The following is a 20,586-nucleotide window of genomic DNA, read 5'->3' as shown; positions in this document are numbered from 1 at the left end:
GATGGATTCCTTTAATTATATTCATGGGTTCGCTCCTCACCACACTACGCCTGCGCCGATGCCTGCGCCCGCGTCGCCGCGCGAGTTGGTCGTGGCGTTAAGCTTGAACACGTAGCGCCCACTTTCGGTAATGGTCGACATACCTACGGCGACGCCGGTCTCGCCATGAAAACTGCCCACCGCGACAGCAGCTGAGTTCTGGTTGGGTTGGTAGGCCTGGGGTAGGCTCGCCATGGCCATGGCTGAGGCAACGCCCGCATTGGCACGGTTGCCGATGCGGTTGAGGTCTCGGTCGACCGTTTGGAAACGCTGGTCAACATAATCCTTCGACCAATTCTTGGCTTCTTGCAGCGCTTGGTCCACCTGGCCTACATTTGCCGCATCGGTGGGGCTCACGCCATTCGCCACGTTGGTCACAGTACGCTCGTGACCAACCGAACCCACTGACACCGAGTTGGACGTGTTGGCCACCGAGCCGGCACCGAGGGCGACGCTGTTGTCGCCCGTAGCGCTAGAGCCGGCGCCGATTGCTGTCGAGTTGTTGCCCGTAGCGGAAGAGGGCGTATTGTTGTCGCCACTGTTGTTGTAGGTGTTGTTGGTGCTGCCACCGTTGCCACCACTTGGGAAATTGTTGATGGCGTTTGACAGGTTGATGATCTGCGAGCCCAGCAATTCCAGCGTCTGGTTGGTCGCGTAGAGCTGCGAGCCGTTGATGGCGTCCGTGCTGGTTCCGGCGATTCGTCCTGCGGCAAGGTTGGTGATGGTGCGTTCGGCGCCCGCGCTCCCCACGCTGACGGTCGAGCCAGGCGTGGCGCCCGCGAAGTTGTAACTGACGCCCGCGAGCGTGGTGCTGGTTGTGCCCACTGCGGCGTCCGTGGAGGACCCCGAACCCAAGGCCACGCTACCGGCGAACGCGGCCTGTGAGCCTGCACCCAACGCCATCGCCTGGATCCCATTGGAGGTGGCACCGGTGCCGATCGCTACGCCATCCGCCAGATTGGTCGTGGAATTCTGGCCGATGGCCGTGCCACCCGGCGCAGTTTGCGCAACGATCGAGTGGTTGCCGATGCCGATGCCATTGTCGCCGTTCACCGTGGTCTCCGGACCCACGGCAATGGACTCCGCGCCGATCGCCGCCGAATCCGCCGCCGTCGAGTTGGCGTGGAAATACTCGGTTGGCGTGACCGCGAATGAGCTGAGCGCCCCCTTCAGCTGGCGTAACGTCACCGCATCCTGGTCTTCCGTACCGTCGGCCACGTTGGTGATCTGGCGGAAGTCGGTCGTGTTGCCCACCGAGACTGCGCCGAGCAGGGTCCTGTCACTCGTGTTGAATGGAATCACGTGCGTGCCGGCAGTGATCGAGCCGGAAGCCGGTGCAATGGCACGATCGGACACCGCGCCGGCGCCCAGCGCTACGCTGCCCTCGATCGATGCATTTGTGTTCTGCCCCACGGCCGTGGCCCCAGTTGCGGTCGCGACCGAACCAACACCCGACGCGACGGCATTCAGGCCAGTGGCCCCATTGTTATCGTAGTTTCCGCCCGTGGTGATACCGTTATCGTTCACGCTGTAATAGTGCGTGGCGTTGTTGATCACCGTAGTGTTGAGTGAATCGATGGCCTGGTTCGTGGCGAACAGTTGTGAACCGTTGATCGCATCCGTACTGGATCCGCTCACCCGGCCAGCCGCCAGGTTGGTGATAGTGCGCTCCGCACCCGCCGAGCCGATGCTCACCGTGCTGGTCGGCGCGCCGCCGGCATACGTGTACGCTGTTCCTGCGATGGTCGTTCCCGCGGTCTGCAACACCGTGGCGGTGGTCGACCCTGCGCCCAACGCCACATCGCCGAGGTTCGATCCGGCTGTCGCGCCGTTGCCGATGGATACCGCGTTTTCCGTATTGGCATTGGATGCCGGGCCGATAGCCACGCTATTCATGCTAGCGGCGATGGAGTCTGCAAGGCTCGAGTTGGCGTGGAAGTACTTGATCCCGTTCGTGTTGATCTGGTCGAAGACCTGCTGCACCGAGTTATAGGTATTGCCGGCATAGTTGAGGCTGGTGTTAACCGTGCCGGTGGTTGGGTCATATGTGGTGCCGCCGCCGATGCTGTTGGCGATGGAGTTGCCGAAATTGGTCACCGTGTTGCCGAGGTTGGTGACGCTGGCGGCCACCGAGTCGATCGCTTGGCTGGTCGCGAACAACTGGGAGCCATTGACGGCATCGGTGCTTCCACCGTCGATGCGGCCCGCCGCCAGGTTCGTGAGAGTCCGCTCCGCCCCGGCCGCGCCAACGCTCACCGTTGAGCCGGGCATCGTGCCAGCGAACGTGTAGGTGGTGCCGCTGATCACCGCGTTGGCGGTGCCGACGGCCGCGTCCGTCGATGAGCCCGCGCCCAGCGCCACGCTGCCCGCAAACGCCGCCTGCGCACCAGTGCCCAGTGCGATCGCCTGGATGCCGTTGGAGGTGGCGTTGGAGCCCAATGCGATGCCGTCGGCCAAGTTCACCGCTGCGTTCTGGCCGATCGCGGTACCGCCCGGCGCCGTCTGCTGCACGATCGCACCGTTGCCCATGCCGATGCCGTTGTCGCCGTTCACCGTAGTCTGCGGACCGATCGCGACCGATTCCGCGCCGATGGCCGCCGAGTCGGTCGCGGTGGAATTGGCGTGGAAGTACTGGATCGGAGTGACCGAGAACGAACTCATCGCGCCCTTCAGCTGGCGCAAGGTCACCGCATCCTGGTCTTCCGTGCCGTCAGCCACGTTGGTGATCTGGCGGAAGTCCGTGGTGTTGCCCACCGATACGGAACCGAGCAGGTTGCGGTCGGTCGTGTTGTACGGGATGACGTTGGTACCGACGAGGATCGAACCCGAAGCGGGCGCGATCGCGCGATCGGATACTGCGCCGGAACCGAGCGCCACACCGCCTAGTACGGACACACCGGCGCCCTGGCCCAATGCCGTGCCGCCGTCCGCGGTGGCCGTGGCGCCGACACCCGCCGCAAGGGCGTTGAGGCCGCTAGCGCCATCGTTGGCGTAGTTCGCGCCGGGCGTACCGTTATCGTTGACGCTGTAGTAGTGAGTTGCGCCAGCTTCCACGGCGGTATCCAAAGCCTCCAACGCTTGGTTGGTAGCGAACAGCTGGGAACCGTTGATCGCGTCGGTGCTCGAGCCGCTGATGCGACCGGCAGCCACGTTGGTCAGGGTGCGCTCGGCACCCGCGGCACCGATGCTGACCGAGCTGGTCGCTGCCGTACCGGCGAAGGCATATGTCGCGCCGCTGATCGTGACGTCCGTCGTATTCACCACCGAGTCGGTGATCGAGCCCGATCCGAGTGCGACGTACCCCGCACCCCCCGCCGTGGCCCCATCGCCCATGGCGATCGATCCGGGAGCCAGTGCGGAGCTGGCGTTTCCGAGCGCGATTGAGCCCTGGCCTTGCGCCGTAGAACCGTTGCCCAGTGCGACGGCGCCTCTGCCATTTGCCCTGTCGCCGGTACCGATTGCCACGGCGCCATCACCGTTGGCCGAGTTCGTGCCGCCGACGGCCACGGCTCCATTGCCGTTCGAGGTCTGCCCTTCGCCCAGCGCGATGCCGCCGATACCGCTATTCACCTGCGAGTTGTGGCCGGCGACGATAGAGCCCGCGCCCGCTGCGGCGGCCACGGACACAGTGTCACCGATGGCGACGGTGAAGTCGGCGAGCGCCATTGCGGTATGACCGAGCGCGACGCTGCCTAGTCCCGCCGCGGTAGTGTCCGCGCCTACGGCGGTTGAACTGGTACCCGCTGCCGAAGCACCCACACCGGCCGCGAGCGCATTGAGCCCGCTGGCGCCATCGTTGTCGTGGTTTCCGCCTACCGTGCCACCGTCGTTTACGCTGTAGTAGTGCGTTGCGCTCGTTTCAACGGCGTTATTCAAAGTCTCCAGCGCCTGGTTGGTAGCGAACAGCTGCGAACCGTTGATCGCATCGGTGCTGGTGCCGCTAATGCGACCCGCCGCCAGGTTGGTCATCGTGCGTTCCGTGCCCGCAGCGCCGATCGATACCGTGCTGCCCGGCGCGGTGCCGGCGAAGGTGTAGGTGGCACCGTTGATCGTCGCGCTCGTCGTGCCTACCGCTGCGGCTGTCACGGATCCGGCGCCCAGAGCCACCGCACTCGCATCGCCTGCAATCGCACCCGAACCAATAGCAAGTGCTTGGGTCGCTCCCGCCCCGACGATAGCCGCATCGCCAAATGCCAGAGATCCCGCATTGTTCGCCTGCGAGCCGTTCCCGAGCGCGACCGCCCCCTGGCCGATGGCAAGGTTACCGTTGCCGATGGCTACCGCTCCGTTGCCAGCCAAAGTCCCGGCGGTATTCCCGGCGGCGGTATTGTTTGCGCCCATCGCCACCGCACCGGTGCCGTTCACGACATTCGGATCACCAATAGCCACGGCGCCATCGCCCGTAGCGTGTTGATCACGGCCGATAGCGACTGCGCCCCCAGCGGCAGATCCAGCATTTGCCGCGGTACCCGTCGACCCGATCGCCACGTTCCGTCCCGTCGCCCCGCTAATGACGCCATCGCCTTGAGCGATACCGAACGCTCCATTGACCGTGGCGCCGCGCCCTATCGCGATGCCAGACGTACCCGCCGCACCGACGAACGCGTTGAGCCCCACGGCAGTCGCATTTGCGGCGGACGCTGACGCCAATCCCCCCAATGCAGTTGCACCGTTTGCGAGTGCGTTAGCGTTGTCGCCAATCGCCGATGCCGACGTTCCCTTGGCGTGCGAGGCAGAACCCAGCGCAGTAGCTGCGCCGGGGGCGACTGCGAGATCCAAGGGATCCAGGCCAGCGAAGTTGGAAGTGTTAGATGGATTGCTTTTCTGAAAAATCAGGCCCGTCCCCGTGCCCTGAGCACTCGCAGCCGTACCGATCGCCTGATCCTGGTTGCTCGTCGCAGTGGCGTTCGTTCCGATACCAATGGTTTCAACGCCCGATGCGGTCGCGGCACCACCTAAAGCGATCGAGAAGCTACCAGAGGCCGTGGTTTTCATGCCATTCGACAGCGCTCCGATAGCTAGCGCCTGTGTGCCGCTGGCCAGCGCGTTATAGCCAGCGGCAAATGACGAAGAGCCGGTGGCGGCAGCTTGCGTACCCACCGCGGTCGCTAGGTTGCCTGCGCGCGCCAAAAAGCCAACTGCGGTACCGTAGTCGGCAGTGACTTGCGAGCCCCCTCCGAACAGTGTGACCGCAAGTGCGTTGCTTCCGTTCGCACCACAGCCTGCAACAATCGAGTAAAAACCGCTGCCATCCGTCAACGTCGATTGAGAGGTGGTGCCATCTGCTCCTACGAAATTCTGGGCACCTGTTGTGTTATTACAAACCACACCTGCCGACGTGTAGATGACCGATGCATCAACAGGCGAGGGAACTGCGAAGGCTAGAGCCGCACCTACGACCACCGCGACCATAGGTCCGTGAGGATGCGTGCGAGCCGAGCTTACTCGCACCGATCCAGTCAAGCTCTGCGGAGACGATGATTCAAGCGCGCCTGCCACTACAACCCGAGTGTCGTTCCGTATCTTCCGGCGCATACCGTTCATTCTGTTCTCCGACGCGATGATGAGTTGCGTCGCGTTGCTTGGAAGATCGGGCATACCGATCCCTCAGCAAGCTACGCCAAGCTGATTCATGAAACCCAATCTCATTGACCATGACAATTCGCTTAGGACAGAAGCGAATCTTCCCATTTGGTACCGCCGGAACGAGGCGTATCGCTCTCCGGAAGACCGGTTAAATATGAGTAGGTATTTCTTCCGCTCCCCTTTTCGCGATCGAGCGATCGCTCATGATGCGAAAACATCGCATCATCTTAACTAAAATTATGCATGACATTCCCGATCAACGCGTTCATTATCTGCTGCATTTACGCTGGACGAGTACGCTGATTCGGCAAACTGCCCACAAAGCCGCTCCGGATCCTAGCGATTCCGAGAAGCGCTCTTTGGCGTTTTTATACCTACGTTCGGCCCTTATGGGTTTACGCGAACGTGCCTACGGTGCAGACGAAGACATGGCTTCGACTTGGGATCATTCTGACCGCCTCCCAATCTGATCCATGTCACGGTTCGGAAATCGGCATGGTTGGGCCGGCCCGAAAGGCTTCGGCACACGCAGCACGCGATCCGGCGATGGGCCTTCCTGGCGGCCGATGGTCCGGGAATAGTGGGCGTAAATGAGCGTGCTGATGGAGCACCCGTCGTCGAGCATTTCGCAGCCAGGCGGGCGTCCAACTGCGGGGATGGCCGCCAGAGACCTTCCGGGCGTTCGCGATAGCGATGGCCGTTTTCTTGTTGCGGTTGGCGATACGATCGGTTGCCGAACGTCGTGAAAACCACACCACTTCAGTCAGGGCTCCTTCGCCACGGACGCACCCCACCCGTCATAGGTCACTGCAACCGGAGCATCGCCCCGCCATAGCTTTTGTCAGGATCGGTGCCCGGCGCTCCCAATGTAGTTGCAACCACCTGGGCCATCGCGGCGATATCGTCCAGGCCGGTCTCGACTGCTTTGGCCCCGATCAAAGACCCGCGAAACCGCGCCTCATCGAAATCGCCGTCCTTGTCGATGAGCATCCGACGCAGCCCGTAACCCGCGATACCGCCCGCGCGATACCCCATCTCGGCGATGCGACGTTGGCCGGCCAGCACCTTTGCCGACAACTCACGGCTGTATTCCGCGGCCATGACGCGCTTGAGCCCCTTCACGACCATCGAGAACGGGCTGAGATCATTGGCAAAGGGTTCGGCCACATAGATCACCTGGACCCCGGCCTTCCAGCACACAAACTCGTAATAGGCTGCCTCGTCGGTATTTTGAAAGCGCCCCCATCGACTGACGTCCAAGACCAGCACCGCCTCGAACCCCGCCGGGCCATGTGCGATCGCCCGAAGCAGCGCGAGCAACCCGGGACGCTGCTCGGCCGTCAGGCCACTGAGTCCTTCGTCTGAAAAGGTCCGAACCACGCGCACATCAGTTACGAAGCTCGAGGCCTCATGGTTGCGATTTCGGACGATGGCAGAGGCATCGACCCGCAGGTGATTGCTGCGGGTGCGCACTGCGCCCCAAACGCCGAGATGAGCTTCGCATCATCTATTGCGCTAGTGCGCTGTCGCCCATCGAGCGGCAAGCTTTCTTGCGTTGAAGCGTCCGGCGATCAATGATCGGTACGGGTCTCGGTACCGTTTTGGTAGCGCTGACCCACAACGAACACGTTGCTGATCAGAGGCTTGAAGCGTTTCCCGACAGGGTCCCGCCACCTCCACCATCTCGACGCTCGGGCCAAGACTCACCTCTTGGCCCGATTGCGTTTTTGGGGTTCGATTTCGATGTGGACGCCCATCCGCGAGGGCCTCGAGCCATGGTGCCAGCACAATGAGCAATGGGCGAAGTGAGCTTGCCCGACTTCTCCCGCACCGCCCGCACCTCGGATCTGCCAAGCGGGTTAACCTTGGCTGCGGCCATGGATTGAGCCATGGCATGACTGGTCAGAACGAGGAGTCCAGATGACCATTCACCGCCCGGGGTTTCAGTCTCACCATCCGGTCTCCAACAGCGACGGCATAGGGCGCGTTTCTGCCTTGGCCGTTACCGCTGCCTTGGCGCTATCCGGCGCTCTTGCCCCGTTTGCGAGGGCGGCCAATTCCGACCACGTTCCGGCAAACGTCCAAGTGATGATGGCTCCCGCCGACACGGTGCTTGCCTTCATCCCTGTCAAGCCGTTCGGTGATGAAAATGCGGGTGGCGTTCTTGTCGTGCGTCACGCGAAGCCCGACCCCTCGACCGGCAACGCGTGTGAACTGTGGCTGCTGAGCGCTGTTGACGCCACCTACGCCGTGACGGCCAAGAACGGAGAGGTCGTCGATTGCCGATACAACGAGTCGGCCAAGAATGCTGGCCCCATGGCGATGACCCGCAACCTGACGGTCGACTCGACGTCGGTGACCTACTTCAACGAACTGCAACGCGGCGGCACCACTTACGCATTTGCATGGGATGGACAAAAGCGCGCTTGGCACCTGCAACACGTCGAGACAACGACCGTGGAAAACGGCGAGTCGGGCGTCATCGTGTCGAAATCGGTGCTCGATTACCCCGGGACCCTGCCGTGGCTGACCGTGGATGCGTTTTCACCAAAAGTCATCCGTGACTCCCTTCGTACCCACCGCTCCATCGTTCACTAGGGGCGCCCATGCCGCAGTTCAATGCCAGGTCCGCTCTTCTGTTCAAGCGCTTCGTTTAAGCCGGCGTCACCTCCCCTGATGAGTTGGCCAATGTGATGGGCAACGCGTCCGTGGAAACCGGCAGCTTCACCATCATTGCCACGGCGCTTAAGAGCGCAGAGGCAACCGGGCGGGGACTTCCAGATGACGTGAGCCAGACTTGATGCCGTATTCCGCCACAAGGCGCGAAGCCGGCGGACATGAAAGCAGCAACATCGAGACGCACTGGTTGGGATGCGTCGTCTTCAGACAGTGGCGCCCGCTCGGAAGGGCCAATACCGATTGCAAGCAATGCTCGAGCAGATCAACGCGTCTCGGTTGCTGGCTGACGCTGCTCCACGCCGAAGCGGAAGGTCCTGACCAGTGCAGGGTCACCTTCTCTGTTGTTGATGGAGAACGTGGTCACCTCGTCTTGCTGGTAGATCTCGAACGAACTTCCTGGCCCAGTCAACTTGGGCGAGTAGTTGAGCATGAATTCGGCCCTGTTCAGCCGATCATCTACGGACAGCCCGATGGCGTCGCGCCCGGGATAGTCGAGCGCCATGGTTGCCCGGCCATTGCTCAGGAAGCTGAGGCCTCCTCGTTCGTTGCCTTCGAGGTCATGGATGATGACCCCAAACGATGCACCGATGCGTTGGTCGACCGCAGCCACCTTTCCTTGTAACTTCGCTGGAAGCCCCTCGCCAACGGTCAGCCGGTCGTGCCCATGATCGTCAAGGAACAGCATGGCCGTCGAGCGTGCGTCCGTCCGTTCGCGCTCAACGACCTCTGGAAATGGAGCGCCGAGCAAGATGCGTGGCCGACCTTGTGTATCTTCGATAACGAGTCCCTTCGCTCGCAGGATTCCGGTCGGATTTCGCAGCGCTGTAAAGGCGCTAACTACAACTGCCGCAAGCACGATACACAGCACTCCGGCAGCCACCGCCAAAAGTCGGGACCGACGCTCGAGGATTTCCAGCCGCTTTTCAATGTCCATATGGACCTCCTTGGGGCGAAGGTGCTTCATAGCACCTCGCCGGGTACCCGGATGTAGGTCGAAGGTCATGCGATGTGTTCACTGAGGCACGCGTCGCGCAAGCGACCATTCAAAGATGCGATGTAGGCTTTCTGGCCCGGCTTGCCCGGTTCGATTATTCTCCCCACCTCTCCCACCTGGAGCTGGCAATGACAAGGATTTCCCGACTGGCAGCTGTGGCACTCATGGTCACGACCGCACCTGCGTTCGCCACTTCACCGTCGAAAGCCCCGCCATCGGCTCCGGTCGAGGTCACTGCCGCAGCACCCGAAGGGACCACGTTGCTCTGGTTTGGGTCAAGCGGCAACCAGCCGAATGCGGATGCCATGGCCGTGTTCGAGACAGCGCCGGACAACGATGACGTGCGTCATCGCACACTAATCGTATTTGGAAAAAAGGACGGCAAGTTTGTTCCGGATTTTTCCAGTGACAGAATCATCGCCTGCTCAAAATGCACACAATTCCACGATGACCCGTTCGATGGCGACGCCTACGTCAAGGTCACGCCCGGTCACCTGCACATCGAGCAGGCGGATAGCGGGCAAAAGCCCTCGAGCACTGTTCTGGAGTTTGTGCGCAAGGCAGGTGCCTGGCAGGTGACGAGCGCGACCCGCGAGACTGTCGTGGCCGGGGACGGGAAAGACACGACTGAAACGCTGCCGATTCCTGCTTCAGGCCTGGCCAAGGACATGGATGCCATGTGGCGTGTGCCCGTGTTTCTTAATACCCTCCTCATCAACCGCAAGAAGGGCGACAAGTTCTCGTTCCTGCACGGAGATCCGACGGTCGACGCCATGTGGAAAAGCCAGGAAGGCGATTGCAATCGCGAGGACTGCACCATCCTGGTCCAGCAGCAAGACGGCTGCATCTCCCTGGTGCGTGATGGCGCAGGCCGCCCCTTCGGTGCAGGGACTCCGGACCCCAAGGACAAGAAGGCGGCGGTGGCGAAAGCCATGGCCGCGTGCAACGCGGCGGCTGGGGAAGCGTGCGAGCCGGTGCGCACGGACTGTTCCAGGGGCATTCTTTGAAAGAACCGGTTTTGACGGCTGATCGGCAATAGAAGCGGAGACGATATGGACGTTGTATCGAACAAAAGGGTGGACCGTCTTGTTGCCACGTACGGCAGCACCCGACTCTACGAACTCGAAGACAAGACCTGGATATCGGCCGAGGCCGGGACGGTGTCCTGGCGCAACAACAACCCCGGCAACCTGAAATTCGAGTTTCATGGAAGCGCTGACACAAATGTCCACTCTTCCCGACCAAGGGAAAAAGCGCTTGCGGATGCCCAGAACAACTACGATGGCATCGTCGACCTCGACCAGTACGGCAACGCCATTTTCGGAAACTATGATGCCGGTCGTGCGGCGCAGATGGCGCATATCCTGAAAGCACACCCCGACCACACGGTTGAGGAGATGATTCGGGGCTACTCGAAACCGGATTACAGCGGACCGGTTCACTACGACGCACAAGCAAAGAGCATCCATAGGGTCGCCGCCTCTGAAGGCCAGGACCTGCACGGCAAGAAGATTAAGGACATGACCGAGAAGGAACTCGGCGCGCTTGTCGATGGCGTTTCCCATTTCGAAGGCTGGAAAGCCGGTTCCGTCACACCAATACCGGTGATGACGGACGAACAGGTGGCTGCACTCAAGGCCTCCCATCCATCGGCCCATCATGAATCACCCGCACGCGCGCCCGGTCACGCCGCAGCATCCCGTACCCTGAGACAAGGCGGACACGGCGCTGCCGTCGGTGCTCTCCAGACCGACCTTGCAGCCCTTGGCTTCACCGCAGACGACGGCGGCACGATTCACCCGGATCAGCACTTCGGTACGAAGACCAAGGAAGCCGTCGAGGCGTTCCAGATCGCGCATGGGCTCAAGCGGGATGGCGTGGCAGGCCCGGCAACGCAAGCTGCCATCATTGAAGCAAAGGCGCACGCTCAGCCTGTGCCAAGCCTCCTTGATGCCCGCCATCCGGCACACGGCATCTATGAGCAGGCGCACGCCTGTGTGGCTCGCATTGATCAGAGCCAGGGGCGGGCGCCCGGTCCACACACGCAGAATTTTGCGGGCTCACTGACCGCAGCAGCGACAGCCGCCGGCTTAACCCGCGTCGACCATGTGGTGCTCAATGACGATGCAAGCCGGGGATGGGCCGTGCAGGGCGACCTCAATTCCCCTTTCAAGCGATACACCGAGGTTGATGTGATGCAGGCCATCCAGACCCCGCTCGCACAGAGCAGTCAGGAAGCGGCGATGCATGTGCAAAACGGCGCCCAGCAGCAGGCGATGGCCCAGCAACAGCAAACGCAGCAGCAAGACCAGGCGCAACAGGCGGCCGGCCCTGTCATGGTGCGATAGAGGCCTTCCGTCCCGCAGGGCAGCATGGCTGCCCTACTCTTTCCTGTTGGCGTGCGTCGCGTTGTTCAGCGCAGCCTTCGGTACGACCCCGCCCGTCGACTGACCATGCCGACCGGTCCACATCTCGCCGCCAGCCACGGCGATGCAGAAGTCCTGCTTCGCCTGCCGCAAGTCATAGGCCCCGTCACCTTCTCCGGGCCTTACGTAGCGGCGGCCCGGCACCGACACCGGGAAAAAACCATGGTAGGCATACAGCGGATGTCCGGCATCGTTCGAGGTCGGAACGACGGCCGTTTTTTCATCCAGCGGACCGTTTTCAGTCAGGAGCCGCGCCACGCCGAGCCGGTGGTCGATGTCGATGGGACACCAGCCATAGTAGATGTAGCTGTGGATGTCTCGCCTGGCAACGCGTGCGTAATCCATGTCGGACACGAAATCGACACGCATCCATTCCATCCGACTGCAGCAATCGCCCCGCAGGCCGCCTTTGTCGACCGCGCTCCACTCGACACGCTGGATGCGTACCGCCGACACGTGACCCATGGGCAGCGTACAAGCGGCTGTCCCGGCATGTGACAGGATGACCGCCGCGATCTTGAGACTCCGTGCAACACGCATCCGCGAGCTCCGGTGCCGGGGCCCCATAGCATGGCGCAAGAATCCAGGTCGGCATGCGCAATTTGCGACATCTGAAACCAGCGTTCTGGCGCCGGGTCGCGCGACTACCGATAGTAGGTATCGTGCTCGGGAACCTCCGACACGGCCGAAAGCGCCGCGAAACCCGGTTGGTTCAGGCTGGTCGCGAACCGACGTGCCCTCACGGGCGCGCCGCCTCACGCTGTTACGGTGCCGCGATGCTTCAGCTTTGGTCCCATCTGGTCGACTGGTTCAGCGCGCACGCGGTCGTGCCGGTCCTTGACGCCCTGCACCTGGGTCGGCTGGCGGGCGATCCGAAGGACATCGCCGCGGCGCTGCTGATCGCGGCGCTGCAGCTGTGCATCATCGGCTTCGTCTTTCGTCCCCTCGAAAGCTGGGTGCCCGCCGAGCGCTGGAAGGACCGCAAGCTCACCCGTGTGGATTTCACCTATACGGTAATGATGCTGGTCGGCATCTTTCCGCTCTTCAGCTTCCTCATCCTCACGCCGCTCGCGAACTACTTCGGCGGCGTGGACACCGGCCCCTCCGACGCCAGCGCGTCGCCTCTCGCGATCACGCACTGGTTTCCCGTGCTGAAACAGCATCCGTACGTGCTGTTCGGCATCTATTACCTGGTCTACGACCTGGTCTATTACTGGATGCATCGCCTGCAGCACGCGCTGCCGTGGTGGTGGGCGCTGCACAGCATGCATCACAGCACGCGGCAGATGAGCTGCTGGACGAACGACCGGGGCAGCCCCCTCGACGGTTTCATCCAGTCGATCATCCTCGCGACCGTGGGGATCGTGATGGGCGTGGAGCCCGACGAATTCGCGTGGCTGATGCTGCTCGGCGAGCTGGTGCAGAACTTCTCGCACGCGAACGTGCGCATCCACTTCGGCCGGGTGCTCGGTCGCGTCTTCGTCGACCCGCCCTTCCATCGCCTGCACCACATGCTGGTCGATCCCGACCGGCCCGGATTGCACGACTGCAACTTCGGCCAGGTGTTTTCCCTCTGGGACGTGGTGTTCGGTACCGCCCTGTATGGCGAGCCGGTGCGCCCCACGGGCGTGGGCGATCCGATGGTCGACGACGACAACAACCATGGCCTGATCGGACTGCACTGGAACGCGCTGAAGCGCTTCTGGGGCGCCGTGCGACGTCCTGCGGGATGGCGTCTGGGCGAGGTGGCGTTCACCGAGGACTATCGACCCGTGCCCGTTTCCGAATGGGAGGCGCAGGGTGTGGGGCATCGTCCGGTGACGAGCGGTGCTTCGGGGTTGCGAGAGTCTCATCCGGAGAAGGCCGCGGCCTGAGGGGTGGCGTTCGCGTCGCTCGCACGTTGCCCGCATGCGCGGGATCGCCGATACGATCGGCTCCCACCTAGGTAGCTGGCTTTCACAAGGTCGTGCCGGCCGGGCCTTGGCCCGGCCGGCACCGGTTCGTCACTGACTGATGCGGTACATGGCCGTCGCATGCGGCGCGAGGCTGGCCTTGATCGAGCCATCGCCCTTCGCGTCCGTATGCGCCCAGAGGTCGCGCATCGTGTAACTGCCACCGGCCTTCAGGCCGATCTCGGTGGCCGGCACCGTCACGTCCTTCGCCTTGTCGCCTTCGTTGAATACCGCGACCGCGCGACCGCCGTCCTTGAGCGGCTTGACGATGACGTGGATGCCATCCTTGTCGCGCACCTGGTGACCCTGCACGCCAAGCGGATCCTGATCGATGGCGATCACGTCCTTGTTGAGCAGGATGGCGAGGGCGTCCGGCTTGATGGTGCGCAGGTCGGTGCCGATGAGCAGCGGCGCCGCCATGATCGACCAGAGGCTGAAGTGGCTGCGGTACTCCACGTCGGTCATGCCGCCGTTACCGACCTCGAGCATGTCCGGGTCGTTCCAGTGGCCGAGGCTGGCGTATTTATCGAGGACCACGTTCTCCTTGAAGATCTTCAGCATGGAGGCGTAGTTGTCGCTGATGTCGCCCGTGGTACGCCAGGAACCGGCGTCCACCGGCGGCTTGCCCGCCCAGAGCCAGGGCTTGTTCTCGCCCCATTCGCACATGCTGAAGAAGATCGTGCGGCCGCTGTTGCGCAGTGCCTCGGCCATGTCCGTATAGCGTTTGTGCGCGTCGAGCTTCTGGTTGTTGCAGTTGTCGTACTTGAGGTAATCCACCTTCCACGATGCGAAGGACTTCGCGTCCTCCTTCTCGTGGCCCAGGCCGCCCGGGAAGCCACGATTCTCCTGTAGCGGTTCGCAGGTGGACGTACCCGCGCTGGAGTACAGGCCGAACTTCAGTCCGTGCGCGTGGATGTAGTCGGCGAGCGCCGCGATGCCGCTCGGGAAGCGCTTCGGATTCGGCTGCAGACGGCCGTCCTTGTCGCGCTGCCAGTTGGCCCAGCAATCGTCGATGTTGACGTACGTATAGCCGGCATCGCGCAGCCCGAGGCTGATGACCTTGTCGGCCACGCCGCGGATCATCGCCTCGTCGAACTCGGCGCGGCAGTGCGTCGAGTTCCAGTTGTTGAAGCCCATCTGCGGCAATGCACCCGTGGCCTCCTCCGCCTGCACCGGCGCGGTGGCGATACCCGCCGCGCACACCAGCATGCCGAGAGCCGCGCTTCGCATGAACCTGACATCGCGCCGCATCAGAACGTACCCCGCAGGCCGACGGTGTAGACGGTGCCGTTGGCTTCGGCATACAGGAAGCGGTTGCGATACACCGAATAGTCGTACAGGTGCTCGTGCGTGAGGTTCGTGCCGGAGGCGAACACCGTCAGGTGCTTGTTGATGTCGTAGCTCGCGCTCAGGTCCACCTGGCCGTAAGCGCTACGCGTGGCCGGCGTCGAGCCCGCACCGTACGAGATGCTCTCCAGGTACTTGCCGCGCCAGTTGTACGCGACGCGCACCTGCACCGGGCCCTTCTCGTAATAAAGGCTCGCATTGGCCGAATCGCCAATGCCCGGCACCGCGAACTTGCCCGACGAGGCGATCACGCCCTGATTGAGCTGGGTGCTGCTCTTCACATGCGTGTAGTTCACCGCCATGCCCAGGCCGTCGAACGGATCGGGCAGCACGTTCTTGAACTGGTAGTTGAACGTGGCTTCCTCGCCGTAGATCTTCGACGAGTTCAGGTTGATGGGCTGGGTCAGCGACCAGATGAACGGCTGTCCGGTGTTTTCGTTCGTCAGGAACGGCACCGGCGTGCTCACGATCGTGCTGAAGTTGCCCACCCGCTTCACGAAGCCTTCGACCGCGATGTAGCTCGCGTCGTTGATGTACCACTCCAGGCCCATGTCGAAGTTACGCGACGTATACGGCTGCAGCTGCGGATTGCCCTGCGAGATGGTCAGCGAGTTCGGGCGGGTGCCGAAGCTGCGGTTGTAGTAGAGATTGCTGAGCGCCGGCGGCGTCAGCGACTTCGACCACGAGAAGCGATAGATCAGGTTCTCCAGCAGGTTCCACTTGAAGTTCAACGACGGCAGCCACTTGTGGTAACCGCCGGTATCCGACTGCGGCGCCAGCGGTCCGAGGGTCACCTGGCCGTTGCTGGTGTCGTTCGGATCGATGCGGTACGCGATCGGCGGCTGGTTGACCGCCGTCGACGTCGAGGCCACATGCAGGTACCGCGCGCCTACGTCCACCGCCCAGGGCATGTCCCACATCGTGCCTTCGAAGACGGCCTTGGCGAAGAACGCCTTCTTCTTCTCGCTCACCTCGTTGAAGCTGCCCGGGTTCGGGGCGGCATCGAGGGTGCCGCCGTTGGCGGCCAGGCCGGCGAGCAGCGCGGCGCGCTTGTCGTCCGGGAGCTGGTTGTACGCGGCGGGCGAGGCTAGGTAGTTCAGATAGGCGCGCGGATCGTACTGGATCCACTGCTCCGGTTGGCCGGGCGAGGAAACGCCGTGGATCTTCGGCGGCGCGGTGTAGACGTAGGCGCCGATCGCCTCGGGCGGAACGTCCACGTTGTAACCGCAGTAAGCGTTGCAGAGGATGCTGTTCGGCGTGCCCCAGCTCGTCTGCTTCACGGTGTCCTTCGTGTACTGCACGCCCACCAGCAAGCGGGAGAGCGTGCCGTCGGTGAACGACTTGTCCAGCTTGAGCTGGTAGTTGTCCACCTTGTCGGTCACGTTGTTGCCGGAGCCGGCATTGCAGCAGTGCGCCTTGAGCCCGTCGAGGCTGGTGGGCGACAGGATGTTCGAGTAGCTAGGCGGCGTGTCGTTGCCGTTGTTGGTCCAGGTCGGATTGGTCCCGAAATTCTTGGTGCCCACGACGAGGAAGTAGCCGTTCGGGCTCTCCTTGTTCCATGCCTTGGAGTTGGAGACGTCGAGGCTCAGCTTGGTCGACTGGTCGAAGTCGAACGCGACGTTGAGGCCGTTCTGGTAGCTCTTCTCGTAGGTGGGCTGGTACGACTGCACATAGTCGTTCGCCATCACGTTCGGGCCCGAGCCGTTACGGACGAAGCTCGTCACCGTGTTGTTCGCGTCGGTGGTCAGCGACTGGATGTCGCCGGTGTTGCCGTATTCACCGAAGTAGTGGATGAACGGGTCCACCTTGTAGCTCGAATACAGCGAATCGAACTGCACGGTGAGCTGGTCGATCGGCTTCCAGTCGATGGCGCCGCTGACGCCCTTGCGCACGCGCGTCTCGTCCACCACGTTGCTGGAGAGCGTCTCCGGCACCGCCACGTTGGTGAAGCGCGGATCGCTCAGGTTCGAAAGCTGCGAGATGTTCTGGTTCTCGTACCAGGAACCCGCCTGCGTGTTGAGCTGCGTGTCCTTGCGCTTGTAGTACGAGGCCGAGGCCATCCAGCCGAAGGTGTGGTCGGCGTTGGTCCAGCCGAACAGACCCGAGGCTTTCGGCGTCGTCTTGCCCTTCCAGTCGCCGGTCAGGTTGCTGTTCACGCCCGCGGCGCTCCAGGCGCCGTGGTAGCCGCCGAAGTCGAGCGGACGCGCCGTCTGGATGTCCACGACGCCGCCGATGTCCACTTCGGAAATATCCGCCGAGGACGTCTTGTTGACCTGCGCGACGCTGATGATTTCGGACGGCAGTACGTCGAAATTGAAGGCGCGCGATCCGGAGGCCGTGGCCATCGGGCGTCCGTTGATCGTGACGGCCACGAAGTCGGGACCGAAGCCACGCACCGCGATCTGGCTCGACTCACCGCCGCTGCGGTTCACCGACACGCCCGGCACGCGCTGGAGCGCATCGGCCACGTTCGGATCGGGAAACTTGCCCGCCTCTTCGGCGGAGATGGAATCGACGACGTTGACCGAATCCTGCTTGATCGCCTGTGCGCGCTGGAGCGCGGCGAGCTGGCCGGTCACGGCCACGGCACCGAGTTCGGTGACCTTCTTCTTGTCTTCTTCCTTCGTCGCCTGCGGACCGGCGGCTTGCGCCGGTGTCGCGGACGATGCCGCATCGGCCGGGGCCGCCCCCGTCGCCGCCTGCGCAAACCCCGGTGCGCCATACCCCACCATCCAGGCGACACCCGTTGCCACAAGCGACCGACGCACGGCGACCGCCAACTTCGTTAGCTGCATGACTTTCACTCCCCGACTTTGTGGACACCCCAACGAGCACACACGGTTGCCGCCCGAGGCTCACAGGCGCCGATCCCCAAGACGGCACCACGAAGCTCCGTTGTTCAGTCCCGCAAAGCGGTCAGCAGCTCACCGTCATTTGTCGTACATATTCATCGTTGCGCTTTTTCGGAGGTTCCAACAAGCTGCGCCGCAGCATGACAAGCCTCATCGCATCGGGTTAGCTTGATTTGTCTTACAAATCAGTTCTCAACGGCCTGGCAGTGCCTATGACGAGCGACGGGGATCGACGGATGGACCTGAACGAGGCGCGCCTCGCGGCGATGGATCGGCGCCGTTTCCTGCGCATGACCGGCATCGCGGCGGCCACCCTCCCATGGCTTTCGCTCTCCCCCTTCGCGAACGGCGGGCCGGTGCGGCGTCCCACCGGTCCCGTTCCCGCGTCGTCGGGTCGACACGTGCTCCGCTACGACACGCCCGCACCGGAATCGAACGCGATACGCGAAGCCCTGCCGATCGGCAACGGACGCCTCGGGGCCCTGGTCGGCGGCGACCCGGCGTCGACGTTCCTCTTCCTCACCGACGCCTCGATGTGGCTGGGAGAGCGCGACGTGCCGTTGGGCGAGGACGGCCAGTTCGAATACACCGCCGACCATTTCGGCGGCCTGGTGATGCTGGCGAAGCTGTACCTCGCGATCGACGGTCACGATGCGGCCCACATCACCGATTACCGCCGGGAGCTCGATCTCGGGCAGGGCACGCTGCGCGTCACGTACCGGAAGGACGGCGTCGCCTACACGTGGACTATCTTCGCCAGCCACCCCGACGACATGATCGCGATCCAGCTATCGCAGAGCGGCGGCGGCGCGTACAGCGGATCGATCGACCTGCGGGGGATGCACGAGGACGCCACGCGTGTCGGGATGGCGCCCGAAACGCCCTCCATGGCGTCGACGCATTTCGCCGGCGCACTGCCGAATGGCCTTCGATACGCGACGGGCGTCACGGTATCGGCATCCGGTCGGATCCGCACCGATACGTCAGTTCTCCGATTTGAGAACTGCGCCACACTGTCGGTGATCGTCTGCGGCGGCACGAATTACACACCGGACGTTTCGCGGAACTACATGGATGGGTCGCTCGATCCCCTGACGCTCGCGCTGCAAAAAGCGAAGGCCGCCGCGTTGGTGGCACCCGCCACGCTGTTGCACACGCACGTCGCCGACCACCGCTCGCTGTTCGACACCATGCGCGTGGATCTGGGCGCGTCGACGGAAGCGCAACGCGGGATGGACACGTGGTCGCGTCTGCAGGCGCACGCCGCCGGAGCAGCACCGGACCCGGAGCTCGAAGCGACCTATCTGCAATACGGCCGCTACCTCACGGTCGCCGGTTCGCGAGGCGGCCTGCCCACCGGACTGCAAGGCCCCTGGCTCGACAGCAACACGTCGGCGTGGATGGCCGATTACCACAACGACATCAACATCCAGATGAACTATTGGCTGCCCGACCGGGCCGGCCTGTCCGCGTGCTTCGATCCCTTCACCGAGTACTGCCTCAGCCAGGTCGAAGGATGGACGCGGATCACGAAGAAGCACTTCAACGACCCACGCAGCAGCTATCGCAACAGCTCGGGAAAGATCGCCGGCTGGACCGTCGGCATTTCCACCAACATCTACGGCGGCGGAGGCTGGCGATGGCATCCGGCCGGCAACGCGTGGCTGTGCAACAACCTGTGGCAGCACTATCAATACCGGCCCGACAAGGCATACCTCGCCCGTATCTACCCCGTGCTCAAGGGCGCCTGCGAGTTCTGGGAAGCGCGCCTGCTTACCGTCAGCGTGCGAGACCCGGCCACGGGGCGGATGCGCGAAGTACTGATTGACGACGCCGACTGGTCCCCCGAGCACGGCCCCACCGACGCCAAGGGCAACACGTATTCGCAGGAACTGGTCTGGGACCTGTTCGAAAACTATCGCCAGGCCAGCGCACTGCTCGGCAAGGATGTCGGCTACGCCGCGACGATCGCCGGACTCCAGTCGCGCCTGTACCTGCCGCAGGTGAGCGGCAAGACCGGCTGGCTCGAGGAATGGATGACGCCCGACGATCTGGGCGAGCCGGGACACCGCCACCTCTCGCCGTTGATCGGCTTCTTTCCCGGCGACCGCATCCGCAAGGACAGCAGCCCGCCCGCGTTGATCGAAGGCGTGACGAAGCTGCTGGAGGCGCGCGGGACCGGCGGCTACGGCTGGGCCTGCGCATGGCGCGCGATGTGCTGGGCGCGTCTGGGCGAGGCCGAGAAGGCGTACGACCTCATCCGCATCAATCTGACGCCGTCGCATCACCTGACCAACGGCACCGCGCAGAACCTGTTCGACATGTACAACCTCGACGCGACCAGCGACGCGTTCCAGATCGACGCGAACTACGGCACGCCGACCGCCATGCTGGAAATGCTGGTGCAGTCGTGGCCGGGCCAGATCGCGTTGCTGCCGGCGCTGCCGAAGGCATGGGCGGCGGCAGGCAGCGTCACCGGCATCGGCGCGCGCGGCGGCTTCGTCGTCGATCTCTCGTGGAAGGACGGCAAGGTCACGTCGGTGACGGTGCGGAGCGTCGGTGGTGAGACGACGCGTCTGGAGATCGGCGCATGGACGAAGACGCTCGCGCTGCGTCGCGGCGCGGCGGTGACGCTTGCTCCCGACACGGGTGATTTCCGCTAGGCGAACGCCGCGGCGCCAGCTCGTCCCTCATTGACCGTCGCGAGGCGA

At 63.3% G+C, this 20,586-nt stretch carries 11 protein-coding genes and 1 pseudogene; 5 read left to right on the top strand and 7 right to left on the bottom strand.

Annotated elements, in window-relative coordinates; genetic code table 11:
- Positions 1-36 precede the first annotated feature (36 nt).
- Complete coding sequence (locus J2X58_RS03130; RefSeq protein WP_310046360.1) at positions 37-5,451, bottom strand: YadA-like family protein; 5,415 nt, start codon at positions 5,449-5,451, stop codon at positions 37-39.
- A 978-nt stretch (positions 5,452-6,429) separates the two neighbouring features.
- Positions 6,430-7,098 (bottom strand): recombinase family protein, encoded by a 669-nt coding sequence (locus tag J2X58_RS03125; protein ID WP_310046358.1) that lies wholly within the window; start codon positions 7,096-7,098, stop codon positions 6,430-6,432.
- 447 nt (positions 7,099-7,545) lie between these two features.
- Here J2X58_RS03125 and J2X58_RS03120 point away from each other — a divergent pair, with 447 nt between their 5' ends.
- Entirely contained in the window at positions 7,546-8,223 is a 678-nt protein-coding gene (locus J2X58_RS03120) for a hypothetical protein (protein ID WP_310046356.1), read from the top strand.
- A 343-nt stretch (positions 8,224-8,566) separates the two neighbouring features.
- Here the strand turns inward: J2X58_RS03120 and J2X58_RS03115 are convergent, their stop codons facing one another.
- A complete protein-coding gene (locus tag J2X58_RS03115; RefSeq protein WP_310046355.1) occupies positions 8,567-9,238 on the bottom strand; it encodes a hypothetical protein in 672 nt (223 codons plus the stop codon).
- 74 nt (positions 9,239-9,312) lie between these two features.
- Positions 9,313-9,399 (bottom strand): annotated as a pseudogene (locus J2X58_RS03110) (integrase core domain-containing protein); the annotation flags it as partial.
- A 27-nt stretch (positions 9,400-9,426) separates the two neighbouring features.
- On the opposite strand from J2X58_RS03110, the gene J2X58_RS03105 reads away from it, so the two are divergent.
- On the top strand, positions 9,427-10,305 hold the full coding sequence (locus J2X58_RS03105; protein WP_310046354.1) for a DUF4189 domain-containing protein: 879 nt from the start codon (positions 9,427-9,429) through the stop codon (positions 10,303-10,305).
- Between the two features lie 45 nt (positions 10,306-10,350).
- Positions 10,351-11,646: a peptidoglycan-binding protein gene (locus J2X58_RS03100; RefSeq protein ID WP_310046353.1), complete on the top strand. Its 1,296-nt coding sequence runs from the start codon at positions 10,351-10,353 to the stop codon at positions 11,644-11,646.
- Between the two features lie 33 nt (positions 11,647-11,679).
- Here the strand turns inward: J2X58_RS03100 and J2X58_RS03095 are convergent, their stop codons facing one another.
- Positions 11,680-12,264 (bottom strand): hypothetical protein, encoded by a 585-nt coding sequence (locus tag J2X58_RS03095; RefSeq protein ID WP_310046350.1) that lies wholly within the window; start codon positions 12,262-12,264, stop codon positions 11,680-11,682.
- Between the two features lie 236 nt (positions 12,265-12,500).
- Here J2X58_RS03095 and J2X58_RS03090 point away from each other — a divergent pair, with 236 nt between their 5' ends.
- A complete protein-coding gene (locus tag J2X58_RS03090) occupies positions 12,501-13,598 on the top strand; it encodes a sterol desaturase family protein (RefSeq protein WP_310046349.1) in 1,098 nt (365 codons plus the stop codon).
- A gap of 129 nt (positions 13,599-13,727) precedes the next feature.
- Here J2X58_RS03090 and J2X58_RS03085 read toward each other — a convergent pair whose 3' ends face one another.
- Together J2X58_RS03085 and J2X58_RS03080 are read right to left on the bottom strand one after the other, a co-directional pair.
- Positions 13,728-14,906, bottom strand: coding sequence for a glycoside hydrolase family 27 protein (locus J2X58_RS03085; protein ID WP_310046347.1), 1,179 nt, complete (start codon positions 14,904-14,906; stop codon positions 13,728-13,730).
- 20 nt (positions 14,907-14,926) lie between these two features.
- Positions 14,927-17,818: a TonB-dependent receptor gene (locus J2X58_RS03080; RefSeq protein WP_310046346.1), complete on the bottom strand. Its 2,892-nt coding sequence runs from the start codon at positions 17,816-17,818 to the stop codon at positions 14,927-14,929.
- Between the two features lie 293 nt (positions 17,819-18,111).
- Here J2X58_RS03080 and J2X58_RS03075 point away from each other — a divergent pair, with 293 nt between their 5' ends.
- Positions 18,112-20,538, top strand: a complete 2,427-nt coding sequence (locus tag J2X58_RS03075) for a glycoside hydrolase N-terminal domain-containing protein (protein ID WP_310046344.1) — start codon at positions 18,112-18,114, stop codon at positions 20,536-20,538.
- The last annotated feature ends 48 nt before the right edge of the window (positions 20,539-20,586 follow it).

The organism is Luteibacter sp. 3190 (assembly GCF_031456385.1).
GTDB lineage: Bacteria > Pseudomonadota > Gammaproteobacteria > Xanthomonadales > Rhodanobacteraceae > Luteibacter.
This window is presented reverse-complemented; position numbering and strand designations above follow the sequence as displayed.

Coding starts and splice junctions, on each gene's coding strand:
- J2X58_RS03130 (WP_310046360.1), bottom strand. CDS start 5,451: ATGGTCGCGGTGGTCGTAGGTGCGGCTCTAGCCTTCGCAGTTCCCTCG.
- J2X58_RS03120 (WP_310046356.1), top strand. CDS start 7,546: ATGACCATTCACCGCCCGGGGTTTCAGTCTCACCATCCGGTCTCCAAC.
- J2X58_RS03115 (WP_310046355.1), bottom strand. CDS start 9,238: ATGGACATTGAAAAGCGGCTGGAAATCCTCGAGCGTCGGTCCCGACTT.
- J2X58_RS03105 (WP_310046354.1), top strand. CDS start 9,427: ATGACAAGGATTTCCCGACTGGCAGCTGTGGCACTCATGGTCACGACC.
- J2X58_RS03100 (WP_310046353.1), top strand. CDS start 10,351: ATGGACGTTGTATCGAACAAAAGGGTGGACCGTCTTGTTGCCACGTAC.
- J2X58_RS03095 (WP_310046350.1), bottom strand. CDS start 12,264: ATGCGTGTTGCACGGAGTCTCAAGATCGCGGCGGTCATCCTGTCACAT.
- J2X58_RS03090 (WP_310046349.1), top strand. CDS start 12,501: ATGCTTCAGCTTTGGTCCCATCTGGTCGACTGGTTCAGCGCGCACGCG.
- J2X58_RS03085 (WP_310046347.1), bottom strand. CDS start 14,906: ATGCGAAGCGCGGCTCTCGGCATGCTGGTGTGCGCGGCGGGTATCGCC.
- J2X58_RS03080 (WP_310046346.1), bottom strand. CDS start 17,818: ATGCAGCTAACGAAGTTGGCGGTCGCCGTGCGTCGGTCGCTTGTGGCA.
- J2X58_RS03075 (WP_310046344.1), top strand. CDS start 18,112: ATGGACCTGAACGAGGCGCGCCTCGCGGCGATGGATCGGCGCCGTTTC.